Genomic DNA, 21,938 nt, shown 5'->3' with positions numbered 1-21,938 from the left:
CGTTATGTATGACTGGATAGCTGATCACCAAAAGGTGCTTTCTGTGTGTGCCAGTTTCGGCTCGGTGATTATCTGGTTGGTCTACGCTCAACTTCTGTACTTGGGGTTTCGGCGGCAACGCAGTCCGCGACTTATCATTAACCGTGGCCGCAATAAAGACGTCAATGCACTCTGTCTTATCAGCAATATGAGTGCAGAAGTCGTTTTCATTGAGTACATCATCGCTGAGCTTGAGACCTCGGAGGGAACCATCACGATGGATGTCACTGATTTCGAGCAGGAATATGACGAAGGCGATGAAGATCCAGTGGAGCAGCGCAGTCAGTCGGTCCCAGATCAACGGTCACTGAGCGTTATGGATAATGTCAGGCAGGGGCCCATGGAATCCGGTGGGTTTCTGCATATTGGCACTTTCAGCGAGCTCATACAGCGGCTTGCCCGTGATGAAGGCATTCTGATGCACGGGGATGCGCCACATGGCGACTTGGAGTTCACGCGAATAACGCTGCGTCTTATTGGTATTTATGGGCCTGAAAATATGCCGATTGGCGCAGAGCGAAGTTTCGATCTGACAGTAAACGCTGATACGCTAACTTTGAGGCCAGCCTCTTGGGATACAAAACGATTGGCGTCGCTGTGGGAACGTCGTAAGTTGCGAAAGACTTTAGAAAAACTGAACGCGACGGACTTTTCATCGGCTTCGTCGTTCCGTCATGTGGATCGTGAGGAGAATGATGAAAATCGGTCTGTTGCCGAACAAGCGAGTAAGAAACCGCGATGTAACGACACGGCGTGAGTCCGAAGCGGAATTCTGGCGTCACGCCAATTATGACTTCGTCACGAACACGCCTAGCCGGCGGCTTTTTTGGGGATCGATTATAGCAACATACCCACCGCTCCGATCGCACCAAGGAGCTCTTGGCTCTCCTCTTTATCGACCTGGATCATCTTAGGCTCGTTAACCCCCAATATGGCCATGTTGTTAGAGATGAGTTGCTTGAATGTGTGGCTACTCGAATTACATCATGTGTACGTCAGTCAGATACAATCACTCGCCTGGGCGGAGACGAATTCACTGTAATACTGCTTGATATCGGCGTAGGCGATACACTTCAAATCGGATTGATCGCCAAAAATATTCTTCGAAAGATTGCAGTGCCGTTCCACGTGGGGATGGGGCAGGCGTGCGAAGCGACGATATCGGGCAGTATTGGAATCGCTTTGTTTCCTGAGGACGCAAAAACGCCAGAACAGCTGCTGAAAAGCGCCGACAGAGCGATGTATTTCGCAAAGCATTCTGGGCGAAACTAGCTCAGCCTGTTCAGTCAAATCAACCAGCGCGCATAGCGCCATTGAAATGATTCGCATGTTAATAGACGCTGTTAATGAGCGATAGTGGCAGATGCACTACTGGCTTATTATCGAACTTGGTTCGATAAGCATCCATACTGGTTGATCGTAGGCTAGGGGAGAAGACTTTTTGGAAAACGTCATTTTTGCTGGGTGGGAAGAGCTGGCTCGAACATCTATTGTCGGCGTGATCGCTTACACGAGTCTTATCGCGTGTTTACGTGTGTCAGGGAAGCGCACGTTATCGAAAATGAACGCGTTTGATCTAATCGTAACTATATCTCTGGGTTCAATCCTAGCGTCAATAATGCTGAGCCAAGGGGTAACACTGGCCAAGGGCATTGTGGCGTTTTCGTTGTTAATCGCTCTTCAGTTTCTTGTTACCTGGTCGAGCGTACGGATGCCATCGATCAGGCAGTTGGTTACCGGAGAGCCGCAACTACTTCTAGAGCATGGCTGTTTTATAACTGACGCCTTGGGCCGTACTAGAGTATCAGAAAGCGAAGTGCGTGCGGCTGTGCGCGCAGCAGGCGTGGCAGATATGAAAAGCCTCAGGGCCGTGGTGCTTGAGACGGATGGATCATTCAGCGTAATTCAGAGTAATAAAGGTGAGCCCGAAGATTCCAGTCTGCTTGGTGTGCATGGCGGTTTGTCAGTGCATCCGGATAAGGTAGATCAATGCTAGTGCAATGTTAATCTGCTCTGAACCTGGCTTGGCTTTTCACGTTGATTTAACTATATTTAACATACTGAGAGCTCGGCTCAAGTGTTTGCCCTAAAGTCAGAAGGTGCGCGGTAGAAAAACGATGCATTTGCAGTGGTTTAGAAAGGAAATTACGCCATGGAAGTTGAGACACCTAGGCGAGAGACGCTGGCAAAGGATTTTCTGCGACTTTCGCCGGCAGAGCTGCAAGCCAAATATCCTGAAGATGAAGAAATTCAGGGCGCGCTTGCTCAAATATCACTGATTCAGAATCAGTTTCATACTGAAGATGAGTCTCTGGACACTTATGCGATGATTGAATCCGCGTTAATGAAACGGGTTGCGTTGAACTTGGCGCAGGGGTTGCCCATTCTTGTGCCAAATATTGACGATTATTATCGTGAAATCACTGCTCAGCGGTAAATCAAACACGGAGAAAACGTTATGGCTAACGTAAACGCTGATGGTGCGTACCAATGTGTCCGTGAAGGTTGCCACTGCAAAGTGGCTGACGACGAAAACCATGTTAAAACACAAGCTGGAATATATTGTTGTCAGGAGTGCTCTGAAGGTAAAGGGTGCCAGCACTCTGGTTGTAAGTGCGCTTCTAACGGGTAGTTTAAATCTGATTGAGAGGTTGCACTATGTACCGATCTTCCAATCGCTCTTTTCACGGTACTAATGCGGAGGCCGCCCGAATTCAGTTGCTCTTCGAAGTCGGTTGCTAACTCCTCAAAATCGCGTTTAATATGGCTTCTTCTGCAGCCAGACCAACCTTGACTCCAAAATCGGATAAACGGGTTTTACTCTATCTTACCACTGCGTTTCTTTTGAAAGCTGTGCCCAGCTTGAGGGAAAACGTTTAGGGGCGCCCCATTACTATTTAACGGGTGGGGCCTATTTCTACCACCTCATAACTGCCCCTCGTTTAAACCGACGCCTAATTTACTATATGTCGCGTTAATACTCCCTTGTTGCTGATTAAAGCGAATCACTCAGACACTCAATATTAGTAAGTTGTAATGGATCTTAAAAGGGTTTGATCCAGTTTCAACATCGCGGTATCTTGAAAATGTTATTTTTTGTATCAGGAAGTGAGTTGGGTTGTTGTCTTTGGATTAACAAGTAACTTGCATAGCCAAGGAGAAATAGAATGCACAACATCTTCTATCTCATCGGAGTTATCGTCGTTGTTCTCGTAGTCGTCAACCTAGTCTTTTAATCTTGGATTCAAGGAGTTCGTTATGACGAATATTGATGAAAATAATCAACGCGGTGGAAAACCCTTTAAAGAGCAAGCCAGGCGCGCCGGTGGCGCGGCTTCAGAAGAAGTGAAAGCTGGTGCGCAGGACGCCGCAGATACAGTCTCGGCTGAAGCTGGCCATTATGCGGATCAAGCCAAGGGAGCGGCAGCGGACGAAGTGAAAGATGTCGCGTCAGCCCTTCGCAGCGCTGCAGAAGAAATGCGCAGGGGCTCTGCTCAAGAACGAACGTTCAGCCAGATTGCTGAAGGGCTTGCGGATGCCTCTGATGCGATGCGCGACAAAGATTTGGGCGAGATGGTGGGTGCTGTCTCGAATTTTGCCAGGCGCAATCCGATGGTTTTCCTCGGCAGCGCGGCTTTGATTGGTTTCGCAGCCACTCGCTTTGCCAGGGCTTCCAGTGACGGTCGACCCGACCCCAATGAAGCTGCACAGCATCGGAGCCGGATTGATCCGTATGCCGCCGGGGGCCGGTTGCGTACGCCCAGCTCGGCTCGCGAGTATAGCCATGCAATCACCCCCAATCCTGGAGGAAACACGGTATGAGCACCGATCCAAATAGATCCACCGGAGGCTTGCTGACCGATGCGCTGACCCATGTGAGTTCACTGGTTCGGAGTGAAGTCGATTTGGCGCGGGCCGAAGTCGATGAAAACCTTAAAAGCGCAGGTGTGGCGATTGGCGTGATCATTGCGGCCATCATTATTGGTTTGACTGCTCTCAACGTCTTGTCAGCAGCACTTGTCGCAGCGCTTACAGAAGCGGGTGTTCCCGCAGGATGGTCAGCGCTGATCGTGGGTGTCGTTTTTGCAGTTATCGCTTATGTGATGATGAATAAGGGCATGAATGATCTGAAACTCAGCCGTCTCGCGCCAACTCGAACAGCGACGAACGTCAAGCGCGATGCGAAAGCCGTGAAGGAGGTTTACGATGACAAATGAATCACGTAGCCCTGAGGAAATCGAGCGCGAGATCGAACGCGAACGTGCCGGCCTGACCGGCGCGCTGGATGACTTGCAGAATAAGTTCTCAATCGAGTCAATTGCCCGTCAGGTCTCGGACCAATTCCGTGAGCACGGCGGTGATATCGGGCGGTCTGTGTCTGAAGCAGTCAAAAGTAATCCAGTAGCGTTGGCGTTGACCGGTGTAGGTCTTGCCTGGTTGATCATGGGAGACAGGTCAGGTGGGCGTGATCGCTATGATCACAACCGCAGTTATGGTCGACCTGACTTTAACTATAACGACGAAGGGCCGGGCATAAGAACAAGAAGAAGTAATGTCGACTCTAGTGCCAGTGGAAACCTATCTGGAGCGCGGTCGAATGCGGTGGGCGAAGCTCGCAGTGCGCGATCACCTGTCACGGACAAAGCTAAAGGTGCGGCAAGAGCAGTGTCGGACAAGGCTCAGTCTGCAGCTGATAGCGCGCACAACCTCGCTTCTTCGGCAACGGATCGGGCGGCAACGTGGAGAGAACAGCTGACCGAAGGCACAGAAAATTTCACGGAAGAAGCACGTAACCGTGTAATTGCAGCTCGGGAAAGTGCGATTGATGCACGCGATGCTGCGGCGTCGTATGCCCGCCAAGGTCGTGAGCGGGCGGTGGATATGTTTGAAGAGCAGCCGCTGGTCGCCGGTGCGCTTGCGGTTGCCGTTGGCGCCGCTTTGGGTGCAGCCCTGCCACGCAGCCGGATGGAAGATCAATATCTTGGCGAACATAGCGATAAATTGTTCGACGACGCGGAGCGTATCTTCGAAGAAGAGAAGCAAAAGCTCGGTCGGGTTGCAAAGGCGGCTACGGATGAAGCCAAAAAGGCTGTCAGTGAATCCAGGGAAAAAGCCGATGATGCCGCTCCTGCGGATACTGCAGGCCAAGCTGTGGCTGACGAGGCAAAATCCTATGGCAAGCGCATTGTAGATGCCGCCGAATCTGAAGCGGAAAAGCAGAACGTCGGTGATATAAAGAAGTCGTGAACGCGATCTGTGCAGGACTTGCCAGCCCGCGCATTGATGGCGGGCTGACACATTTAGATGTGTCAAAATATTTCAATCAATACCATCACCAAAATACCGAACTTGCAGATTGATCGAACACATTAAATAAAGATGAGACGGCATGGAATCTCATGAAAAATGTGGGAGTAGCACTTGGTTGCACCCTAATGCTGCCACAGTTTTGCCTTCTCAGGCGTGGCTTGCAATTCAGTTAAATTAAATGGGCGCGGTACTCATACCTTCATGAACGATGTGCTTACAAGGCTGCTAACACTCCGATTGTAATTGCGCTAATAATTGCTAGCTGGAACCTGATTGAGTAAATGTCTTGTGTGGCGGAAAGCAGGAGGTTTGTATGGATACGGATCAACGTGAAACTAGTCGCAATGGTGCAAACCAGAATTCCCGCACCGATAACGAGTTCGTGATTCAGAAACACGCTGCCCGACAGCTTCATTTTGATTTTCGGTTGGCGGTGGACGGTGCTCTCAAATCGTGGGCTGTGCCAAAGGGCCCTTCGCTGGATCCGGCCGACAAGCGTCTTGCTATTGAGGTAGACGATCACCCTCTCGACTATGCGGATTTTGAAGGTGTCATTCCGGAGGGTAATTACGGCGCGGGCGCAGTCATGGTTTGGGATCGCGGCACCTATCGTAATCTTCGGGCCGAAGGCGAGTCAACGATCTCTATGAGCTCTGCCTACCATGAGGGACTCATTGAGGTTTGGTTGGAAGGGGAAAAACTCGTAGGCGGCTTCGCACTCAAACGTTTTAGGGAAGGAAAGAAGCCGCAATGGTTGTTAATCAAAATGGATGACAGCCGCGCGGATGCACGTCGTAATCCCGTCTCCACCCAGAATAAGTCCGTGAAAACCGGACGAACTCTAGATGCGATTAGTCGAGAAGGTAAGGAAGATAATCGAATCGCGGGTTCTGAGGTATATGAAAATTAGATTGACCCATTGCAGTAGTTACTCAGACTATGGCGAGAACCCGGAGTGCTCTTCGAGGTAGGCGCCGAGCTCTTCCAAATCCCGCTCGGCGTGGCATTGCCGGATATACAAGTTGAGTTCTGCGATACGGCGAGCATTATCCGCCTCAAAGGCAAAGGGGCGCGGGCCCAACGTACGGCCAAAACGGTCAAGTATCTCAGTGCAACCGCGTTCAATATGGTGCCTGACCAGAAGAGCTACCGGAAACATGCTCCCAGACTGGTTGGTGGGGTCGGCATCAATTTGCTCAGCCCCCCATTTGAGCATTAATTGCATACTGTGCGCAGAAGCGGCCATAGCGCCTAGGTGGGCTTTTGCATGTCCATCTTTGAGCGTTCTCTCACGTACCGAATCCACCAGTGCGATTGCTCCGCCTGCCCAACACGCTGCGGGCGCCAAGGCGCCCAAGCAAAATCCGGGACGCTCGAAGTACCATGTGGGTTCCCCGACGTAATCAGCCTGTGTAATCGGCAAGTCATTGAAGGTGACTGTCCAGGTATGGGTTTCTGAAAAAGCATTCGATTTCCATAGCCCTCCGTCAAACACGAGGCGCTTACCCGCGTCAATAGTCCGGAGGTTTATCTCAATGATTTGTTCGCTCGGGTATATATAAACTAATGCACGATCGACGATATCGGATCCGCTACAGAACGGCTTGCTGCCGTTCAGTTCCGTCGATCGGCCTGTGACGTCGGATTGCGTGATTTGCGAAGTGTCTGCTGGGCCTCCGGAAGCCCAGATGGCGTAGAGCATATCCTTGCCTGCAGGGCATTGTGCCTCGCGCAAAATCTGCGTGGCGTCCAGATGTCCTTCAATAAGTCGTGCGAGGCCAAGGTCGTGGCGAGCAATTGTAGTCAGAAAACTCAGCCGCGCGAGGCTATGGCCCTCGCCCATAAATGGCACATGCGCATGTATGTACGGCAGAAGCTTTTGAGCGACAATTCGGTAATCACTGGCTGTGGGCGTCTCTGGAAGACCACCCAGCAATTGCGCAATCCCCTTGTCATCCGTGTTCATCGTTCTTCCTTGCTCCAGCGTTGTAAGATGTAACCGTCGTTGCCAGCGTTGAGGTTGTCGCTCGCGCCTAAGACTTGGGTTAGTGCATCATGAACGGCGGTGCCGTGTAGCTTATGGTCTTTGGAGTGCCCCAACCAATGGCAGGCGATCAAGCGACCGCTCGGCTCTAACCCCAACCAAAGCCGGGCGATCAGTGATGCTAACGCCTGGCGCGAAAAGTAATAACCCACTTCAGAGAACACGATTAGATCGCAAGTTTGTTTGGGTAAATCCTCCGGCAACTCGCCCTGACGAATGTCGATATTAGGGAATTCGCGGCATCGTGATCTGGCGATTTCCACCGCGGTGACCGAACAATCGATTGCCCTCAGAGACTCGCAAAAAGGTGCCAGCATTGCCGTGAGTTCGCCGATGGCGCAGCCTGGTTCAAAAGCGTTTTTATAGCGTCTATCGTTTACGGCCTCAACAATCGCCCGATAGCGGGCGCGTTCATACATCGAGTGGCGAAAATCCCACGGGTCTTGGGAGTTCTGATAAAGGCGGTCAAAAAATTCGGGAGAAGTGTCCGGACAAGACGATGGTTTGTTTGGTCTCATGCGAACGCGACCTCTGGTGGTTGGCGGCAGGCCGAAATGTCAGCTTGCGAAGGGCGCCTCAGAACTTTTATCTTGGTCGCGCTGGAACACCATTCAATCAAACCATAATCGACGAAGTGGGTTAGCCAATACTCCATGCACCAGTTGCCCCATTTGCCATAGAAGCGAACGGCGTTGCTGAGTATGTCATCGAATTTGTCCAGCGGAGGCGAATAAACTGCGTGATATTGATGCAGCGCCAGTGCATTCGTGCACCATCCCAACTTAATGCCATTTGCAGCGAGTTGTTCTGCAAAATCGGTTTCTTCACCGCCGTAGCCCTCGTAGTTTTCGTCCATGCCCCCTGAAGCTTCGTATTGTGCCTGGGTCAACGCAAACGAAAGCCCCCAAAGCGAACGTGGCTCTGGCTCTGCGATCCAGCCGCAGTCTGGTAGGCAAGGGCGTGCCGGATGCTGTTTGGCGCTGGCAGCAAGGTCGTCAAAAGTGGCGTCAGTGCTCTCAGTTTTTAAGAGTGTTCCGGGCAAATAGCGCACTTCACCAAGAAGGCAGCGACCCGAGATATCCAGTTGATGAATATAACTCTGCACCAATTGGGGCGAGGGAATACAATCCACATCAAGAAATATAAGCCGTTCTGAGGCCGCCAGCGCCGCCGCAGCGTTCCTGGCGGCTGCCAGCGGTAGCTTTTCGCCGCGCACGCATACAAGGGTGACAGGAAAAGGCAGAGCTTCGGAGATGCTTGGCGGCTCAGGCTGCATATAGGCAATAACCAGCTCTATCGTTAGGCAGGTTTGTCGTGTTAATCCATCGACTAGCGCGTCGAGGTGCGACTGCCTGCCTCGAACCAGAGTCAATATGCTTGCCGCTGGGCGGCGCTTAGCATCAATCACGACTCTTCGGCCTCTATCGCTGATTGGTAGAGATTTTCTAACTCCGTCTCTTCCATTAACTCGTCCGGCGCGCTTTTCAGCCAAAGTTCCGCGATAAGCTGCTCTAGATATTCTGACGCTCTGCTGGCTACCTGGTTGTCGACGAGCTGGCGTTGATGGGAAACATCACACTGGCTGACTGCGTCCACTAAAGTGCGCCAGTGCCCGAAGCTGGCAGGCCAGGTTGGCGAGTACACTGCCAGATTCTGAGCAGCAAGAGCTTGAGCCTTGCGCGCTTGTTCGTTGTAGTAGCACCACTCAGGGATACAAATAAGCGGTCGGCCGACCCGCGCGATCTCATGGGTAAGGGTATCGCCGGGCGTTGCGACAACAACATCAGCAGCGGCGAGGTAGTCGTTCACGTTATCCACCCAGCCAACGTCTCTGAGATTGGAGAAATCGGTCTCATGACCGTACCTTACGGTTTTGCCGACTGTGATCCAGAGCGCATCCGGGTAGGCTCGGGCCGCGAGGGTTACTGGAGCTATTGGGATGCCAACGCCGCCATTGCCGGCCACTACGACGAAAATCTGTTGCTGCTCCGGCAATCCCAGCTGTTGCCTTGCTTGAGTTTTACTAAGCACTTTGTCCCGCGTATCGATCAGGCCGCCGGTATAAAAAGTGCGCTTGCGCAGGTTGTCTGGCCAGTCCGTCTGTTCCAGTATTTCGTCAAAGGGTGCGAGTATGCCCGTGCAGGCGGAATATGCAGCCTGATGGGCTGGGTCGTCACGATCACCGTGCATCCTTATTTTGACCACGGGCACGCTACAAATTCGCCCGAGCAGTGCAAGCTCTGCTGACACGTCTACCACGAATAACGCAGGGTCCTCACGCCCGAGCCAAGCGGCGATGATTCCTCCGGTTTGGCGAATAGCCGACACGCCTACCGGTGCGCAGTCCAGTGCCAAACAGGCAGGTTGATTATGCAGCTGTTCAGAGCGCGCCTGTTTGCCGTGGAAATCGGGTATTTGGATAACGTTGGCATTGGACGGCAGATTCGGAAATATCTCGGGCTTTGCGCAGAAAATGGTCACGGGGCGCGGGTTGAGTTGCTGAGCAATTGCCACGCAACGCCTGGCATGCCCATGTCCGTGATGGTGCACAAAATAGCCGACAGGCCGCTTGGAAAACGCAGTGTCGTTAGCCAAGGATTTTTGTGAAGTCATGTCCGTCTCCCGCTTCGATCCATTTACCTCTGATTTCCAAACGCTGTAAGCCTTCAAGGACGCCGGCAGCGTATTCGGTTTTGGCCCAATAAAGGCTGCTGGAATGTTGCAGTCTTTTTAGCTCGCTGCTGTGGTTGGCCACCACGATACCGTGTGCTGCATATTGCAGAAGGTCGATGTCGTTACCTGAATCGCCCGCGGCTATAATTTCATCACGATCAATGTTGAAGCGTTCGCGAAGAAAATCCACGGCGTGCGCTTTGCCGCTGGACTCGGGAAGAATGTCGAGTAAGTTGCCGTGAGAATATACAACGCGCGCCGCCAGCCCAACCGAGGCCAGAGCTTGCTCCACTTCCTCTTTTATCGTTTCATCGTGCCAGGCAACAGGGCGTCTCGTATGGTTGAATCCGTTCGTGGCGGCAAGAGTGCTGGTTTGCGTGTTTCGGGTGAAAAAACTGAGTTTATAGTCCGACTGGGTATCTTGAGGTTGCGGTACCAACCCGGGGTGGCGGCAGAGCAGCCGTTCGCACTCTGCGCGCCGCCAGCCTTTACTCAAGCGCCGATGCCAAGAGGTTATAAGCTGAGGCTGGCCACGAGGATCGAGCCTGTAAATAGCAGAACCGACGTCGGTGATCAGAAAATCAGGCAAGGGGGATGCCCAAGCCGTTAACTCGCTTAAAGCGGCGGTTAGTGAACGGCCGGTAGCTACGATGAACAGGCATTGCCGATTCAGCGCAAGCCAAGCTGCGAGGCGCGTAAGACCAACCTTATCTCCCAATAAAGTGCCATCCATATCCGTAGCCAGTATTTGACTGACTTGCCGAATGCCTGGGGCTGCCGGACATTCGGAAATCGGGAATCTCATATCTGAAACATATTGTTCTGCGTGGCGCGACCACGTGTAGTAATCGACATTACGGTACCCGCGTGAACTGTAGCGTTGCCATTCAAGATCGCTGGATATCAAGCGGCGGCAAGCGTCACCTATCGCTTGGATGTCGGTAGGTGACACCAGCAACCCGTGCCCGCAGCGGCCCAGAATATCGACTGGCCCACCTTCCCGGGTGGTAACAACGGGCAGGCCGGCTGCTGCAGCTTCCAGCAATGTCAGTCCAAATGGTTCGTTCAGAGCCGGATTTACGAATACCCCCTGGCGTTTGACAGCCCATTGATAGATGGCAGGTATCTGATCCAAAGTATGATATTTGGGATAGGCGACGTAGCCGTACAGGTCATAGTCATCGATCAATTGCAGTAGCTGCGTCCATACGCGGCAGGCCTCCGGCTCTCCGGACTCGATCCCAATTCGGGTGCCAGCGTAAATTACGAGGTTAGCGTTATAACGCAGTTTCGGGTGTTCGCCGTAGGCTCTTACTAATGCACATAGGTTCTTTTTTTCAACCGGGCGCGCTATGGCCAGAAGACATGGCCGATTTGGCTCCTTAAGGAAGCGCTTTAACTCCGAATCGACTTGGCCCCCTACAGTTTTGGACGCGTTGAGACGAATAATTCCCAGTTTACAACCGGGCGGGTTCAACAATATTTTGCTCGCATCGTGATACCTGTACATGCCGTATTGAACCTGAGCTTCGTGCTCTGAGCTGGCGATGACACTGTCGGCGTGTTTGATTGTGATTTCTTCGTAACGGATCCGGCGTTTAAGATCATTTCCTAAAGCGCTGTTCGCAGGTCTGTGCTGCGCCTTGGTGGCGCCCAGAGAATGCCCTGTGAAAACATAAGGGATAGCAAGTGCCGCCTTCAGACGCATGGCTACAACCCCTGCGTCGGCATAATGAGCATGTATGAGGTTGGGTTTGATGTTCCGTTGCTGCATCTTACGCAATAAGGAATCAGTTAAATGCGGGAGCTCTTTCCAAATCTCTTCTTTCGGTAAGTAGGCCGAAGAGTAACCGCGAAAGCGCCAGAGCGTCACCTTGTCGCTTATTTGCTCTTCCAGTCTGTTGTACGCCTCGCCAAGATGGGGTGCATCGAAGGCCCGCGTCACAATAATTTGATGCGAGATTTCCGGGCGGTCAGAGAGCGCTTCCACAAGTTCGAGAAGATAGCGAATATGGCCGCCGGTATCAGCGGTCAGGCCATAGGGAATGGAGCCGGCTTTAAGGCATCCTTGGAGGGCGATATGCATGATAAGGACAGACTGCGTTGGGTTATTGTCTTTACCGTTAACGTGAGCGATAGGCATTTCCACACTTACGCACTCCATGCAGACAAATCAAGAATCAGGGCAAAACATTCCTGATCTCTTAATTTTTCGTCCAACAGGGCTTGGGGCATTCGAAAGCCCTCGGTATGAGTTGGCTCGGTGAAGCCGAGTTGGCTTCGATACTGCTCAACGGCCGTGCGCTTTGCTGGCAACACCGCAGAAACGTCGAGGGTATAAGCACGTTCATTCACTGACACCTGTCGTGGTCTGGTGGCGGGTGGCCAGATTTGGTAACTAAAAACGTAGGTGACTGGACAACTTCGTACAGCCTCAACAAGTAGCTTGGCGGCTTCCCGGTGGTCGGCATGGCGGTCGTCGATCGCAGGCAGAAATAGGCTTTTGATGTTACGTGATCGAATAACGTCACGGATTAGGTCGAGAGTTTGTTCGCGGCGCGCCTCTGAAATCTGGTTTAGCTCACCGTCTGGAAGCCCTAATTGAATGATGTCTGGGTTCGGAATCCCTAACGCTTTTAGTGCGTTACGTTGTTCACGTTGTCGGATTTTACTGAGCGCGTTGCGCCACACCTCGTTGCCCGGATGTGAGGCTTCGCCATTGGTCATGGCCAGAACAGAGAGTGGATACATTGCTCGGGCGCAGATCCCAATAAGTCCCCCGCATCCTAAGGTTTCATCATCGGGATGAGGTGAAACCACAAGTACTGCACCCATTTCTGAGACCGGTATGGCGTGATGGTGGGCGCTAATTAACGCCACCTTCATATCGGGCGAAGAATTTGAATTGTTTTCGTTATGTGGACAAGCGGTTTGATCCACCAAAGTATGCCCCCTGACACCGTCCCGAAAGGTTGCGTTGACGTAGAGTTACGGATATCAATGCATCAGTCTTCGGAAAGCACCTCAATGATGCGTGCGCAGAAGGCGTCCAGATCCTGCGGGTTGCGGCTGGTAATCAAGCCATTATCGTTGCATACCTCTTCGTCGACCCACGTGCCGCCGGCGTTAAGGATGTCGGTTTGCAAGCTGGGGAATGAGGTCAGAGTTTTGCCTTTGATTACACCAGCCTCGACCAGTAGCCAAGGGGCGTGGCAGATCGCGGCGACTGGTTTGTGGCTGTTGAAAAAATGTTTCACGAAAGAAACTGCATCCTTATCCAAGCGCAGAGCGTCGGGATTGGCAACGCCGCCAGGCAGAACCAGCGCGTCGTAATCATTGGCGCTCACTTCGCTTACGACTTTATCTACGGGGAAGCTGTGTGCTTTGTCGAGATGGTGAAACGCATTTATCTTACCCTGTTTCAACGATATGAGGTGTAGAGTGGCCCCGGCGCCCTGCAAGTCTTTCCAGGGGCGGGTCAGTTCGATTTGCTCAACACCGTCGGTAGCTAGAAAGGCAACTGTTTTGTCATTCAGTGGTGCATCCATAATGTGGTAGTCCATGTAATGTTTTCTGTTTGATCCTAAACTTACTTTAGCAACTTAGCTGATTACAGGCATGACGATGTTATGAAATAATTGCAATGTTTCTGAGGTTGTTACAAAGCGACCCAGTATGCGAATTTATTCATAAAGGAATAGGGATGCGATATCGATGTCATCTGGTAGTCCGAATTTCGTTATTATTTATCGCACAGTCTAATTAAGTTTAGGATAATGCTATGAATAACGACATCGCTGAAGGTAACAGGAAGCAACTTAAAGGCAAAGTTCGCGAGAACTGGGGCAAGCTGACCAATGATGATGTCGACGAGATTGCCGGTCGCAGGGATCACTTTATCGGTAAAGTGCAAGAGCGATATGGCATGAATAGATACGACGCTGAGAAAGAATGGAATAAACTATCTGAGTCGTAAACGTTTGATAACTCTGTTTTATTATTTCGTCGAGTGCGCAAGCGTCGAATTTTATTGTTAAAAGGGAAGCTCACCAGCAATTCTTTCCTGGCCCGCTTCACCCCACCCGACCTGTTGTTCAATGCGGGGGCCATTATGGATAATCCATGTGGTTTGGAGCGACACTGAAAATTTTATCTTCCCTTTTGGCAGTTGTTTAGCTTTGCTGGGATTCAGCTCATGAAGGTATCGACATGGTGCAAAAAAACGATCCATTTCCGACTCGTTTAAAGCACTCAAGTAAGCCGTTTCTACGGCCTGACCCCGTGGCTCACTCGCGCAACCAGCACCGATGGGAAGGGCCACTCGATGAGGTATCGCTTTCACGTTATGAGAGAGACGGATTTCTCTGGTTTGAGGGGGGGGGGCAATCAGGAGCGCATGATGCCGTTCTTTGATGAGCTTAAGGAGATGGCGAATAGCTCAACAAATCTGACCAAATTATCCACGATCCAAATACTAACAATATACGCTCGGTCTTTGCCATGCACGAGCTATCTGATCATTTTAGCCGCCTGACTCGCGACCCACGCATACTGGGGGTGGTGCGCCAGTTATTGGGGAGTGAGGTTTATATTCATCAATCCCGAATCAACGAAAAATTTGGGTTTGAGGGCAGTGTGTTCGACTGGCACTCGGATTTCGAAACCTGGCATGCAGAAGATGGCATGCCGCGCATGTAGAGCGGTTAGCGCGGCGGTATTGAGGCGCCAGTAGGGCCTGCCGGCTCACTGCTTCTGTTCGAGTGCAATACCTTGCACGCCTCCAATAAAAACATGTCTCCGTGGCCACGCTCAAATTTATTTTTCGTTTATAACAGCGCGGATAATAAACTCCAACAGTAACCGCGTCGATGGTTACTGAAGGCAGGCCGTTGAGCATGGCGTCGGTTTCGACTGCACTTCCGTCAACCCCCTTTATTGGAGCCATTGATGGCGTAATAATTATCGCCGTTGCTCCTTCGGCCTCCAGCTTTTGTCGCAAAGGGGGTTGAAGTCAACCAACTCTGGTTTGTACTCACACGCAGGCTTTGCTTTCGGTGCAGATTTAACTATATTTAACAAACTCTGAGTTAGAGACTTGTGTTTGCTCAAGACGCGAAGATTGCTTCGAATCTAAACAATGCATTGGTAGCAGTTCTGAGAGGAAACTATGTCATGGGTATAAGAATCCTGTGGAGATATGCAGCTCTCAAAAACTTGGATAAGCCGCTATGATTCATCTAAATGCTGATGGTAGGTATCGATGCCTCAGGAAGGCCCTGAATTCCCATAGCCAAATATGAAAACGACATGAGCAGCGATAGTGATGAAATCGGCCATACTAGTGGGCGTGAGCTGTTGGTGGGCGAATCGTTGCCCATGCTGGATTTGTACAGAACTATTCGTAAGATTGCTCCCGGCGAAATTTCTGTGTTAATTAATGGTGAAAGCGGTACCGGAAAAGACTTGGTCGCCCGCACGATTCACGCACTTTCACCGCGAAGAGATGGCCCTTATGTGGCGGTTAACTGTGGCGCGATAGCGGCAGAGTTGGCAGAGAGTGAGCTGTTTGGGCACATGAAAGGTGCTTTTACAGGTGCGACGAGTGTTCATAACGGTTTTTTTAAACAAGCCGAGGGTGGCGTTCTATTTCTTGATGAGCTGACTGAAATGAGGCTCGACCTTCAGGTAAAGTTGTTGCGAGTATTGGAGTCGCAAACATTCCAGCCGGTAGGAGCCGAGCGGCCTCAATCCTCCGATGTGCGGATTATTGCTTCCAGTAACCGGGAGCTGAGCGATGCAATGGCGAACGGACAGTTGCGTCGGGATTTGTATTACCGTGTAGCGCAGTTTTCATTGGATTTACCTCCATTGCGCCAGCGCGGGGAAGACGTGGTTCTGCTCGCGAAGGCTTTTCTTGAGGAGCAATGCAGCGGTGGGTCGGTCAGGAAACAGTTCTCTGATGAGGCACTGGACATCCTGCGCATCTATCATTGGCCAGGCAATATCCGAGAGTTGCGAAATGTTGTGGCTCGGGCCTTTTTGTTGGCGGACACTGAAATCGGGTTGAAAGATCTGCCTGGCAACCTTGTATCGGCGCAATCCACAACTCCAGATGAGCTGCACCTGCCGGATGGTCAAACCCTTGAAGATGTTGAGCGGCGCATTATCGTGACAACCTTACACGCGCATAATGGCAACAAAACCACTGCCGCCAGAGACCTTGGGATCAGTCTAAAGACGCTTTACAATCGCCTGAAACACTACGAAGCTAAGAACTTGCTGTCTCCGCCAGACGCGTAATTATCCACTGCGCGCTCCTCTTTATTTCAATGCTCTCATCTCCTCCGCCCCATCGATTTGGCGTAAAATCTGCATAGCGATATTGTCCAGGATTGCTGATGCACTAAATGGCGCCATAGCCTAACGCGGGGGTAATATGTTACTCAGGCTCGCAAATATTGAATTGAGTCGATTGCTCCATAGGTCCGTCAAGGGTCGCAATGGCGAAGTGCTCGGCCGTATCGGCGATATTATCCTCGACGCTCGTTACGGTAGAATTGAGTACGTGAAGTTGATAATGAATGATGATGAGTCTGAGGGCGAAAAATCGGTGGCGGTCCCGTGGAGCCAGTTCAAGTTAACAAACGTCTCCACAGAAATCGAACTCAACATCAGCCGAAAAGTATTACGGATGTGCGCTACGCGAAACCGTTGAAAAAACGTCGTGGCATTTTTCCAATTCAGCCTTGCGCAGCTAGTGCGTTTAAGATCGGGCAAGATTTTTTATCGACAAGTATTAAAGAAGAGGATTTAGAGCTTGGACGAGCACATGATGCCCGCCCGAGCTGAGTTGCGGTGCTTACAAATCGATAGTTTTATTCTTCTGCACTTTCCATATCCATCGGATCGTAGTCCGGCAGTGCCAACAGCTCTTTCCGGGTCATATTAATTGTGAGCTTTTTGTTATCACTGGACATGCTAAGACTATCCATTGGCACCGCGACCTCCTTAAGGTCGTCTTCGAGGCCTATAACGGCCATCCTTTTTCCAGCCTTGTTAACAACGATTTCATCTATATCGCCTATTTGATTATCGGAGCTGTCAAAAATATCCATGCCCTCCAAATCATCTGGATCCATCGCGTCCAACGAGCCCTTCATACTTTTCTGCTGGGTGGCTCCCTTAACTTCCTTCGGGGTTAAACTGTCAGAATTCATTTTTGTATCACTGGCAGAATCCATGCCCATATCTTTGTCGTCCGCGGCGTATGCGAGAGATGCTCCTGCTACCATCATGCTCATTACTAACGCAATATAGCTTTTCATAGTTTATTTCCTTATTAGACGATGGGAATAGCGGCCAATAAATACATCAGGCCTCAACAGGCCGTAGCAGAATTTGTGCCAGTGATAGCATGGTATAGGTTGCATGGCTCGGACATGAAAAATTTCTTTAATCCATTGTATTATTTATATAATATGCTTCTGTATGAAATATTAAATTCAAGGGGCACACGTTTACGGGTATTGAGAAGGGAATCTATTGTAATATTTACAAGCTGCAATGTAGAAATTACCTCTACACCAGAAGGCGCTACCAATCGTATTGAGCATGCGTTGACGAAAGACGCGGAAGTTTTACGCTCGCAAACCCCAACATCTTGAAGGCTCGTCACCTAAAGACCGATGACTAGCGCGGGGTTTTTAACGTGAAGGCGTACGCTTTTGAGGATATCCCGGCACTGTATAGGGATGGATATTGAGAAAATATTGAGAAACAAAAAAAGCCAGTTCTCACGATCTCCGTAAGTAACTGACTTTCTTGGCAGAAGTGGTAGGACCACCCAGATTCGAACTGGGGACCTCTACCATGTCAAGGTAGCGCTCTAACCAACTGAGCTATGGTCCTATGTTCTGCAACGGGGCGAAATATACTGATTCCAGAGATTTTGGTCAACCTCTTTTATCCGGTTTTACCTTTTCGTAGTGAAGCCCTAAGCGCTTTGCTCAAAGCACTCCACCGGTTAACAATCAGCGCCGCGAAGATTAACCCGCAACCGGCGAGCTGCATCGGTGCCATGGTTTCACCAAACCAGCCAGCCGCAAGCAGCGATACCCACACAGGCTCCAATACCAGAATAACGGCACCATGGCTGTGGGTAGACAGGCTTTGGGCGTAGGTTTGTACAAGGAAACGGCCGGCTGTTCCTACAATTGCGCTGGCGAGCACCCACCAGACCAGAAGAGGGGGTTGGTTACTGAAGGTTGGCTGCCAAGGTTCCATCAGCAACGATTCAATCAGAGTTAGTACTCCCACGGTTAGCAGTGCGATGGCTGTTAAAGGCAGGGCAGGGATACGATGCTTCTCGACGGACTCGCCCTTGCGGTTGATAGTCGAGCGCTGATTCGCCGCCCGGGTGTTGAGAGTGAAATACAGAGCAAAAATCGTTGCGGCCACTACAAAGAAAATTTGGCCGGGCTCCGGCTTAAATCCGTTTTGAAGGGACAGCAGAGCGAGCCCCGCGATGGCTACAGGAATGGCCAGCCAGGTACTCGCGGGCTGAACCTCTTTGAAAACCAGCCGCGCAATAATGGGTACGATCACAACGCCAAGGCTCGTTAAAAACGCCCCTTCACCCATGCTGGTGCCGTGAAACAGGCCCATGACCCAAAAGCTCATGGCGATGCCAAACACAAGGCCGACGCCAATTGCACGTTTGAATTGGTCGGTGCTGAGGTGGGCGAGGGAGCGCCATGCGAAAAGAGCCAGAAAGCCACCGGCAACCAGAAAGCGCAGTGCCATAAATAGCAGCGGCGGCATGAGGAGAATGGCTTCTTTGGAAAAAATCCAGCTTACGGCGGCAAGCAGGGTGACGACTACGAGGAGCAAATCAGATTTGTGCGAGTCGGACATGGTGTAGGGAAGCACCAGAGTTTTGGAAGTGGTATTGCCCCACAATGTATAGTTTGCGAAGTAAAAAGGAAAGCGGGCTCCTCCCTGAACCCGGTGGACTGTTTATAGTCAGTGGCTGTTAATTGTTAAGTGTTGTGTAAACAAGTGCAGACATATCGGTCTGATCCGAGCCTGGCACCTCTATGTACTGGTCTTTGGATCCCCACAGTTTCCACCACGGGCGTTTCCCGTAGGTTCTGCTGGCGAAATCCACCTGTAGGCCATTTAGAGTTGTGTTATTCACGACTGGAACCGAGATGTTTCCGGTTTCAGAGCCCAGCACACCGCTATGGCTCACTCCCTCATTCATAAGCACCGGGTAGTGGTTGTAGTAAATCCCGGCAGGGCCATTCTGGCTGCTTACTTTGCCTGCGAGGCTGAGATTGCCAGAGCAGGAATCGATACCCTGCGCAGAGATGGCGCCGCACGCTGAATGGGTTGGGACAACCCCATCGTCGGTGCCTGCGATGAATGGTTTGGTGATGCCGCCGTAGGATGAGCCGCCTGCGACGAACCTGAGCCTCGGGATAGAGTTAGGGCTTAGCGCCAGATTTCTTGCGGTGTTGGTCTGCAGATCATTGACTACACCGAGTTTGCCAGGCTCTGGATCTATTCCTGTGAATGCCTGAACCGCGGCGCGCAAAGGCCAGTTATACCAGGTGGGGTTATACGCGAGATTTACGGCCAGGTTAGCTAACTCGGTACCACCACCTGCGCCAGAGTAATCTATGGAGGCGAGGATTTTCAGCGGGGGCAAACCTTCGTTCTGTAGCCAGCGTGCCTGGTTCTCCAGTAAATAACGTGTAACCAGGTCGCCGGTTGAGTGCGACACGATTATGCAAAAATTGTTGCACAAACCCTGCTGGCTGATTTCACGCATCTGCTCGTAGGCTCTTTGCGCAATGCTGCCCTCTACACGGCCATCGCTGGGCCAGTCAATGCGGGCTTCAGACCGTGACAGCCAAAAAGTTCGCCAGTAGTCTTCTCCTGCATTTCTGATCGCCTGCAGATCGGCGGGAGGCGTCGCGAGATCTTCCATCTGGAATCCGTGGACCAGTATAACGTTGTGCCCGGCGATTTGGGCCTGGGCAGTTCCGGCCATCATGCTGCTGGTGAGAGCCGCAGCAAGCGCAATTTTACAGGCATTTCGGTTCTTTTTTATTGTCATGATTGCTCCGTTTGCTTGGTTATTATTTTGCTAACTCAGAACTTGTCAGCCAACTGTTTCAGTAAGGCTGCACGCTGTTCTGATTCGGGATTTACCGCTGGAGTGTCACGAAGATCATCAAGACTCGGCGGCTCAAAGTCATATCCTTCATCGGGACCGTAGGCGTAGTGAGTGCGGTCACCAGGTTTTGCCGGCAGTTGCCTTATCTGCAAGTTACGCAGTTGGAGTTTTCCGTTGAGTGATTTGTTGGCAACCACGGTGCCGTGAGCTTTTAGTGAAATGGTGTCTGAAGTGCGGTCGAGCCGTTTCTCGGCTTGAAGCTGGGCGACAGGCTGCTGGCCGTTATAGAGCTGGGCAGACAATGCAAAGAAACCGGGATCTTGCGGCGAAAAGGCAACCGGAATTACAAGGTTGTTGTTACTCAGGTAAGTATCGTCAAGCCCCTCAAAGTCTCCCAGATAAGGCTCAATAGTTAGGCTGGAGACGTGCCGGACAGGTTTGCCATCCACCGTTGCCTCTACGAGGAGCCGGTAGTCTCCAGGTTCTTGGTCGGAGCTCAAGCTGCCTTGGTAGTACCCGGTTTGGTCATCCTGCTCCAGAGTTGTGCTTCCTGCCGAATCTCTGGAGTCTGTGCGTTCCAGGCTTGCATCAAGCGAGTAACCCATCACCTGTGGCCCCTGCAGTGATGCGACAACAAGAATGTCCTCACCCCGGGTAAAGCGGAACTTGTCGAGGGTTACAGTAAACTGGCCGCTGTTTTCAAGCGGCAGCACCACGGGTTCGTAATGGTTTCCACGATAACCTTTTGCCTGGGCCTCGGTTAAGGGTACCGACCAAGGTGGATAACGAACAGACTGAGCATACTCATCTGATACTTTTGCCAACATAAACTCGACAGGATTGCTTGAGGGTGGCTTTTTCTGAGAGGCGGCCAGTGACGCTAAAGCAGACGTGGCGGTTACAGAGCCTGGGGTTTCGTGTTTGCCTTCGTTTCCTTGAGTCTTTGACTCCCAACTAAAAGCAAAGCGGTTTTCCTCCGACAATAGATACCCGGCTCCTATCACTGTGGTGGCAACAGCTAACAGACTTATTGTGAGTGCCTTCGGGAACATCCATTTGACCTTCACGGTTGTTGTGTTGTCCGACAGGTGCAGTGTCGGTTGGTCCGTACTGGCTAAAATATAGTCAAGAAGTGCAGGTCCGCCGAGAATTCATGTGACACGCTCCACAAAAGCGTCAAAACCACCAGGAATCATTAATTTCCTATAAAGTTATATGTAGGTTACATTTACTTATTAACTTATTTTCCGAACAAACGTGCATAGGCGAATACCATGCGTTACCTGCAGACATTCAACAGTCGGTTGCGTCAGTTGCGTGAGGCAGAGCGTTTGTCTTCCCGGGATGTTGCGGAGATCTGTGGCGTCGAAGAAGCGCAGGTTCTGAGCTGGGAGGCTTCAGACGCAAGGCAACGCACCTACCCGGATGTATCTGCGTTACTGGATTTCTGTATAAAAACAGAAACGCCTCTGGAGAACATGCTGGATCTCACCGAGCCGGGCGGGGGCGGACAGCTTGAATTGCCGGGGTTAGCTTTCAGCCACAGCGATGATCTATCAACAGCATTGAAAGAACTGGAGCGGGAAATAGACCGGGTTCAGTTATCTGAGGAAGAGGGTGAACTGCTGCGCCGCTTCCGCAAGACAAGTGCAGAGAACCGGCGCATGATATTGCAGATTCTGGGCGCCTGAG

General features: G+C 51.4%; 23 protein-coding genes, 1 tRNA gene and 2 pseudogenes. 14 read left to right on the top strand and 12 right to left on the bottom strand.

The features are described from left to right. The first annotated feature begins 4 nt into the window (after positions 1-4). The 8 genes and pseudogenes from Q0824_RS03250 to Q0824_RS03215 form a co-directional block, all read left to right on the top strand. A complete protein-coding gene (locus tag Q0824_RS03250; RefSeq protein WP_298447487.1) occupies positions 5-796 on the top strand; it encodes a hypothetical protein in 792 nt (263 codons plus the stop codon). A gap of 104 nt (positions 797-900) precedes the next feature. After that, positions 901-1,311: pseudogene (locus Q0824_RS03245) on the top strand (GGDEF domain-containing protein); the annotation flags it as partial. Positions 1,312-1,537: 226 nt separating this feature from the next. Continuing rightward, on the top strand, positions 1,538-2,035 hold the full coding sequence (locus Q0824_RS03240; protein WP_366521638.1) for a YetF domain-containing protein: 498 nt from the start codon (positions 1,538-1,540) through the stop codon (positions 2,033-2,035). 156 nt (positions 2,036-2,191) lie between these two features. Further along, on the top strand, positions 2,192-2,476 hold the full coding sequence (locus Q0824_RS03235) for a hypothetical protein (RefSeq protein WP_298447484.1): 285 nt from the start codon (positions 2,192-2,194) through the stop codon (positions 2,474-2,476). An 821-nt stretch (positions 2,477-3,297) separates the two neighbouring features. Then, positions 3,298-3,861, top strand: coding sequence for a hypothetical protein (locus Q0824_RS03230; protein ID WP_298447482.1), 564 nt, complete (start codon positions 3,298-3,300; stop codon positions 3,859-3,861). Then, the gene (locus tag Q0824_RS03225; RefSeq protein ID WP_298447479.1) at positions 3,858-4,256 is read left to right on the top strand and encodes a phage holin family protein; all 399 of its coding nucleotides are present in this window, start codon (positions 3,858-3,860) and stop codon (positions 4,254-4,256) included. The genes Q0824_RS03230 and Q0824_RS03225 overlap by 4 nt, the downstream gene beginning before the upstream one ends. Next, complete coding sequence (locus tag Q0824_RS03220) at positions 4,246-5,286, top strand: DUF3618 domain-containing protein (RefSeq protein ID WP_298447477.1); 1,041 nt, start codon at positions 4,246-4,248, stop codon at positions 5,284-5,286. The genes Q0824_RS03225 and Q0824_RS03220 overlap by 11 nt, the downstream gene beginning before the upstream one ends. Before the next feature lie 376 nt (positions 5,287-5,662). Beyond that, positions 5,663-6,115, top strand: a pseudogene (locus tag Q0824_RS03215) (DNA polymerase ligase N-terminal domain-containing protein); the annotation flags it as partial. Between the two features lie 171 nt (positions 6,116-6,286). Here the strand turns inward: Q0824_RS03215 and Q0824_RS03210 are convergent. The 7 genes from Q0824_RS03210 to Q0824_RS03180 all read right to left on the bottom strand — a co-directional run bounded on the left by Q0824_RS03210 (position 6,287) and on the right by Q0824_RS03180 (position 13,629). Beyond that, positions 6,287-7,315: a hypothetical protein gene (locus Q0824_RS03210; RefSeq protein WP_298447476.1), complete on the bottom strand. Its 1,029-nt coding sequence runs from the start codon at positions 7,313-7,315 to the stop codon at positions 6,287-6,289. Continuing rightward, positions 7,312-7,911 (bottom strand): SAM-dependent methyltransferase, encoded by a 600-nt coding sequence (locus tag Q0824_RS03205; protein WP_298447474.1) that lies wholly within the window; start codon positions 7,909-7,911, stop codon positions 7,312-7,314. The genes Q0824_RS03210 and Q0824_RS03205 overlap by 4 nt, the downstream gene beginning before the upstream one ends. After that, on the bottom strand, positions 7,908-8,801 hold the full coding sequence (locus tag Q0824_RS03200; RefSeq protein WP_298447473.1) for a galactosyltransferase-related protein: 894 nt from the start codon (positions 8,799-8,801) through the stop codon (positions 7,908-7,910). Before Q0824_RS03200 ends, Q0824_RS03205 begins: the two co-directional genes overlap by 4 nt. Next, the gene (locus Q0824_RS03195) at positions 8,798-10,006 is read right to left on the bottom strand and encodes a glycosyltransferase (RefSeq protein ID WP_298447471.1); all 1,209 of its coding nucleotides are present in this window, start codon (positions 10,004-10,006) and stop codon (positions 8,798-8,800) included. Before Q0824_RS03195 ends, Q0824_RS03200 begins: the two co-directional genes overlap by 4 nt. Further along, on the bottom strand, positions 9,981-12,152 hold the full coding sequence (locus tag Q0824_RS03190; protein ID WP_298449499.1) for an HAD-IIB family hydrolase: 2,172 nt from the start codon (positions 12,150-12,152) through the stop codon (positions 9,981-9,983). The genes Q0824_RS03195 and Q0824_RS03190 overlap by 26 nt, the downstream gene beginning before the upstream one ends. A 65-nt stretch (positions 12,153-12,217) precedes the next feature. Further along, entirely contained in the window at positions 12,218-12,901 is a 684-nt protein-coding gene (locus Q0824_RS03185; protein ID WP_298449497.1) for a PIG-L deacetylase family protein, read from the bottom strand. Positions 12,902-13,071: 170 nt separating this feature from the next. After that, on the bottom strand, positions 13,072-13,629 hold the full coding sequence (locus Q0824_RS03180; protein WP_298447469.1) for a type 1 glutamine amidotransferase domain-containing protein: 558 nt from the start codon (positions 13,627-13,629) through the stop codon (positions 13,072-13,074). Between the two features lie 218 nt (positions 13,630-13,847). On the opposite strand from Q0824_RS03180, the gene Q0824_RS03175 reads away from it, so the two are divergent. The 5 genes from Q0824_RS03175 (at position 13,848) to Q0824_RS03160 (ending at position 16,781) form a co-directional block, all read left to right on the top strand. Then, on the top strand, positions 13,848-14,042 hold the full coding sequence (locus tag Q0824_RS03175; protein ID WP_298447467.1) for a CsbD family protein: 195 nt from the start codon (positions 13,848-13,850) through the stop codon (positions 14,040-14,042). 479 nt (positions 14,043-14,521) lie between these two features. Continuing rightward, complete coding sequence (locus Q0824_RS03170; protein WP_366521637.1) at positions 14,522-14,764, top strand: phytanoyl-CoA dioxygenase family protein; 243 nt, start codon at positions 14,522-14,524, stop codon at positions 14,762-14,764. An 18-nt stretch (positions 14,765-14,782) separates the two neighbouring features. Further along, entirely contained in the window at positions 14,783-14,926 is a 144-nt protein-coding gene (locus Q0824_RS17340; RefSeq protein ID WP_366521636.1) for a phytanoyl-CoA dioxygenase family protein, read from the top strand. 447 nt (positions 14,927-15,373) lie between these two features. After that, positions 15,374-16,366 carry a sigma-54 dependent transcriptional regulator gene (locus Q0824_RS03165; RefSeq protein WP_298447463.1) on the top strand — a complete coding sequence of 331 codons (993 nt, stop codon included), beginning with the start codon at positions 15,374-15,376 and terminating at the stop codon, positions 16,364-16,366. A gap of 136 nt (positions 16,367-16,502) precedes the next feature. Continuing rightward, positions 16,503-16,781, top strand: coding sequence for a PRC-barrel domain-containing protein (locus tag Q0824_RS03160; RefSeq protein ID WP_298447461.1), 279 nt, complete (start codon positions 16,503-16,505; stop codon positions 16,779-16,781). A gap of 160 nt (positions 16,782-16,941) precedes the next feature. On the opposite strand, the gene Q0824_RS03155 is transcribed toward Q0824_RS03160, so the two are convergent. The 5 genes from Q0824_RS03155 to Q0824_RS03135 all read right to left on the bottom strand — a co-directional run bounded on the left by Q0824_RS03155 (position 16,942) and on the right by Q0824_RS03135 (position 21,229). Continuing rightward, on the bottom strand, positions 16,942-17,391 hold the full coding sequence (locus Q0824_RS03155; protein WP_298447459.1) for a PRC-barrel domain-containing protein: 450 nt from the start codon (positions 17,389-17,391) through the stop codon (positions 16,942-16,944). A 506-nt stretch (positions 17,392-17,897) separates the two neighbouring features. Further along, positions 17,898-17,974 (bottom strand) — tRNA-Val (locus Q0824_RS03150). 54 nt (positions 17,975-18,028) lie between these two features. Next, a complete protein-coding gene (locus Q0824_RS03145) occupies positions 18,029-18,979 on the bottom strand; it encodes an EamA family transporter (RefSeq protein WP_298447458.1) in 951 nt (316 codons plus the stop codon). A gap of 118 nt (positions 18,980-19,097) precedes the next feature. Further along, a complete protein-coding gene (locus tag Q0824_RS03140; protein ID WP_298447456.1) occupies positions 19,098-20,186 on the bottom strand; it encodes a hypothetical protein in 1,089 nt (362 codons plus the stop codon). Between the two features lie 35 nt (positions 20,187-20,221). Beyond that, the gene (locus Q0824_RS03135) at positions 20,222-21,229 is read right to left on the bottom strand and encodes a hypothetical protein (protein WP_298447454.1); all 1,008 of its coding nucleotides are present in this window, start codon (positions 21,227-21,229) and stop codon (positions 20,222-20,224) included. A gap of 291 nt (positions 21,230-21,520) precedes the next feature. On the opposite strand from Q0824_RS03135, the gene Q0824_RS03130 reads away from it, so the two are divergent. Then, on the top strand, positions 21,521-21,937 hold the full coding sequence (locus Q0824_RS03130) for a helix-turn-helix transcriptional regulator (RefSeq protein ID WP_298447452.1): 417 nt from the start codon (positions 21,521-21,523) through the stop codon (positions 21,935-21,937). Position 21,938 lies beyond the last annotated feature (1 nt).

It is taken from the genome of uncultured Marinobacter sp. (assembly GCF_947488835.1).
Lineage (GTDB): Bacteria > Pseudomonadota > Gammaproteobacteria > Pseudomonadales > Oleiphilaceae > Marinobacter.
This window is presented reverse-complemented; position numbering and strand designations above follow the sequence as displayed.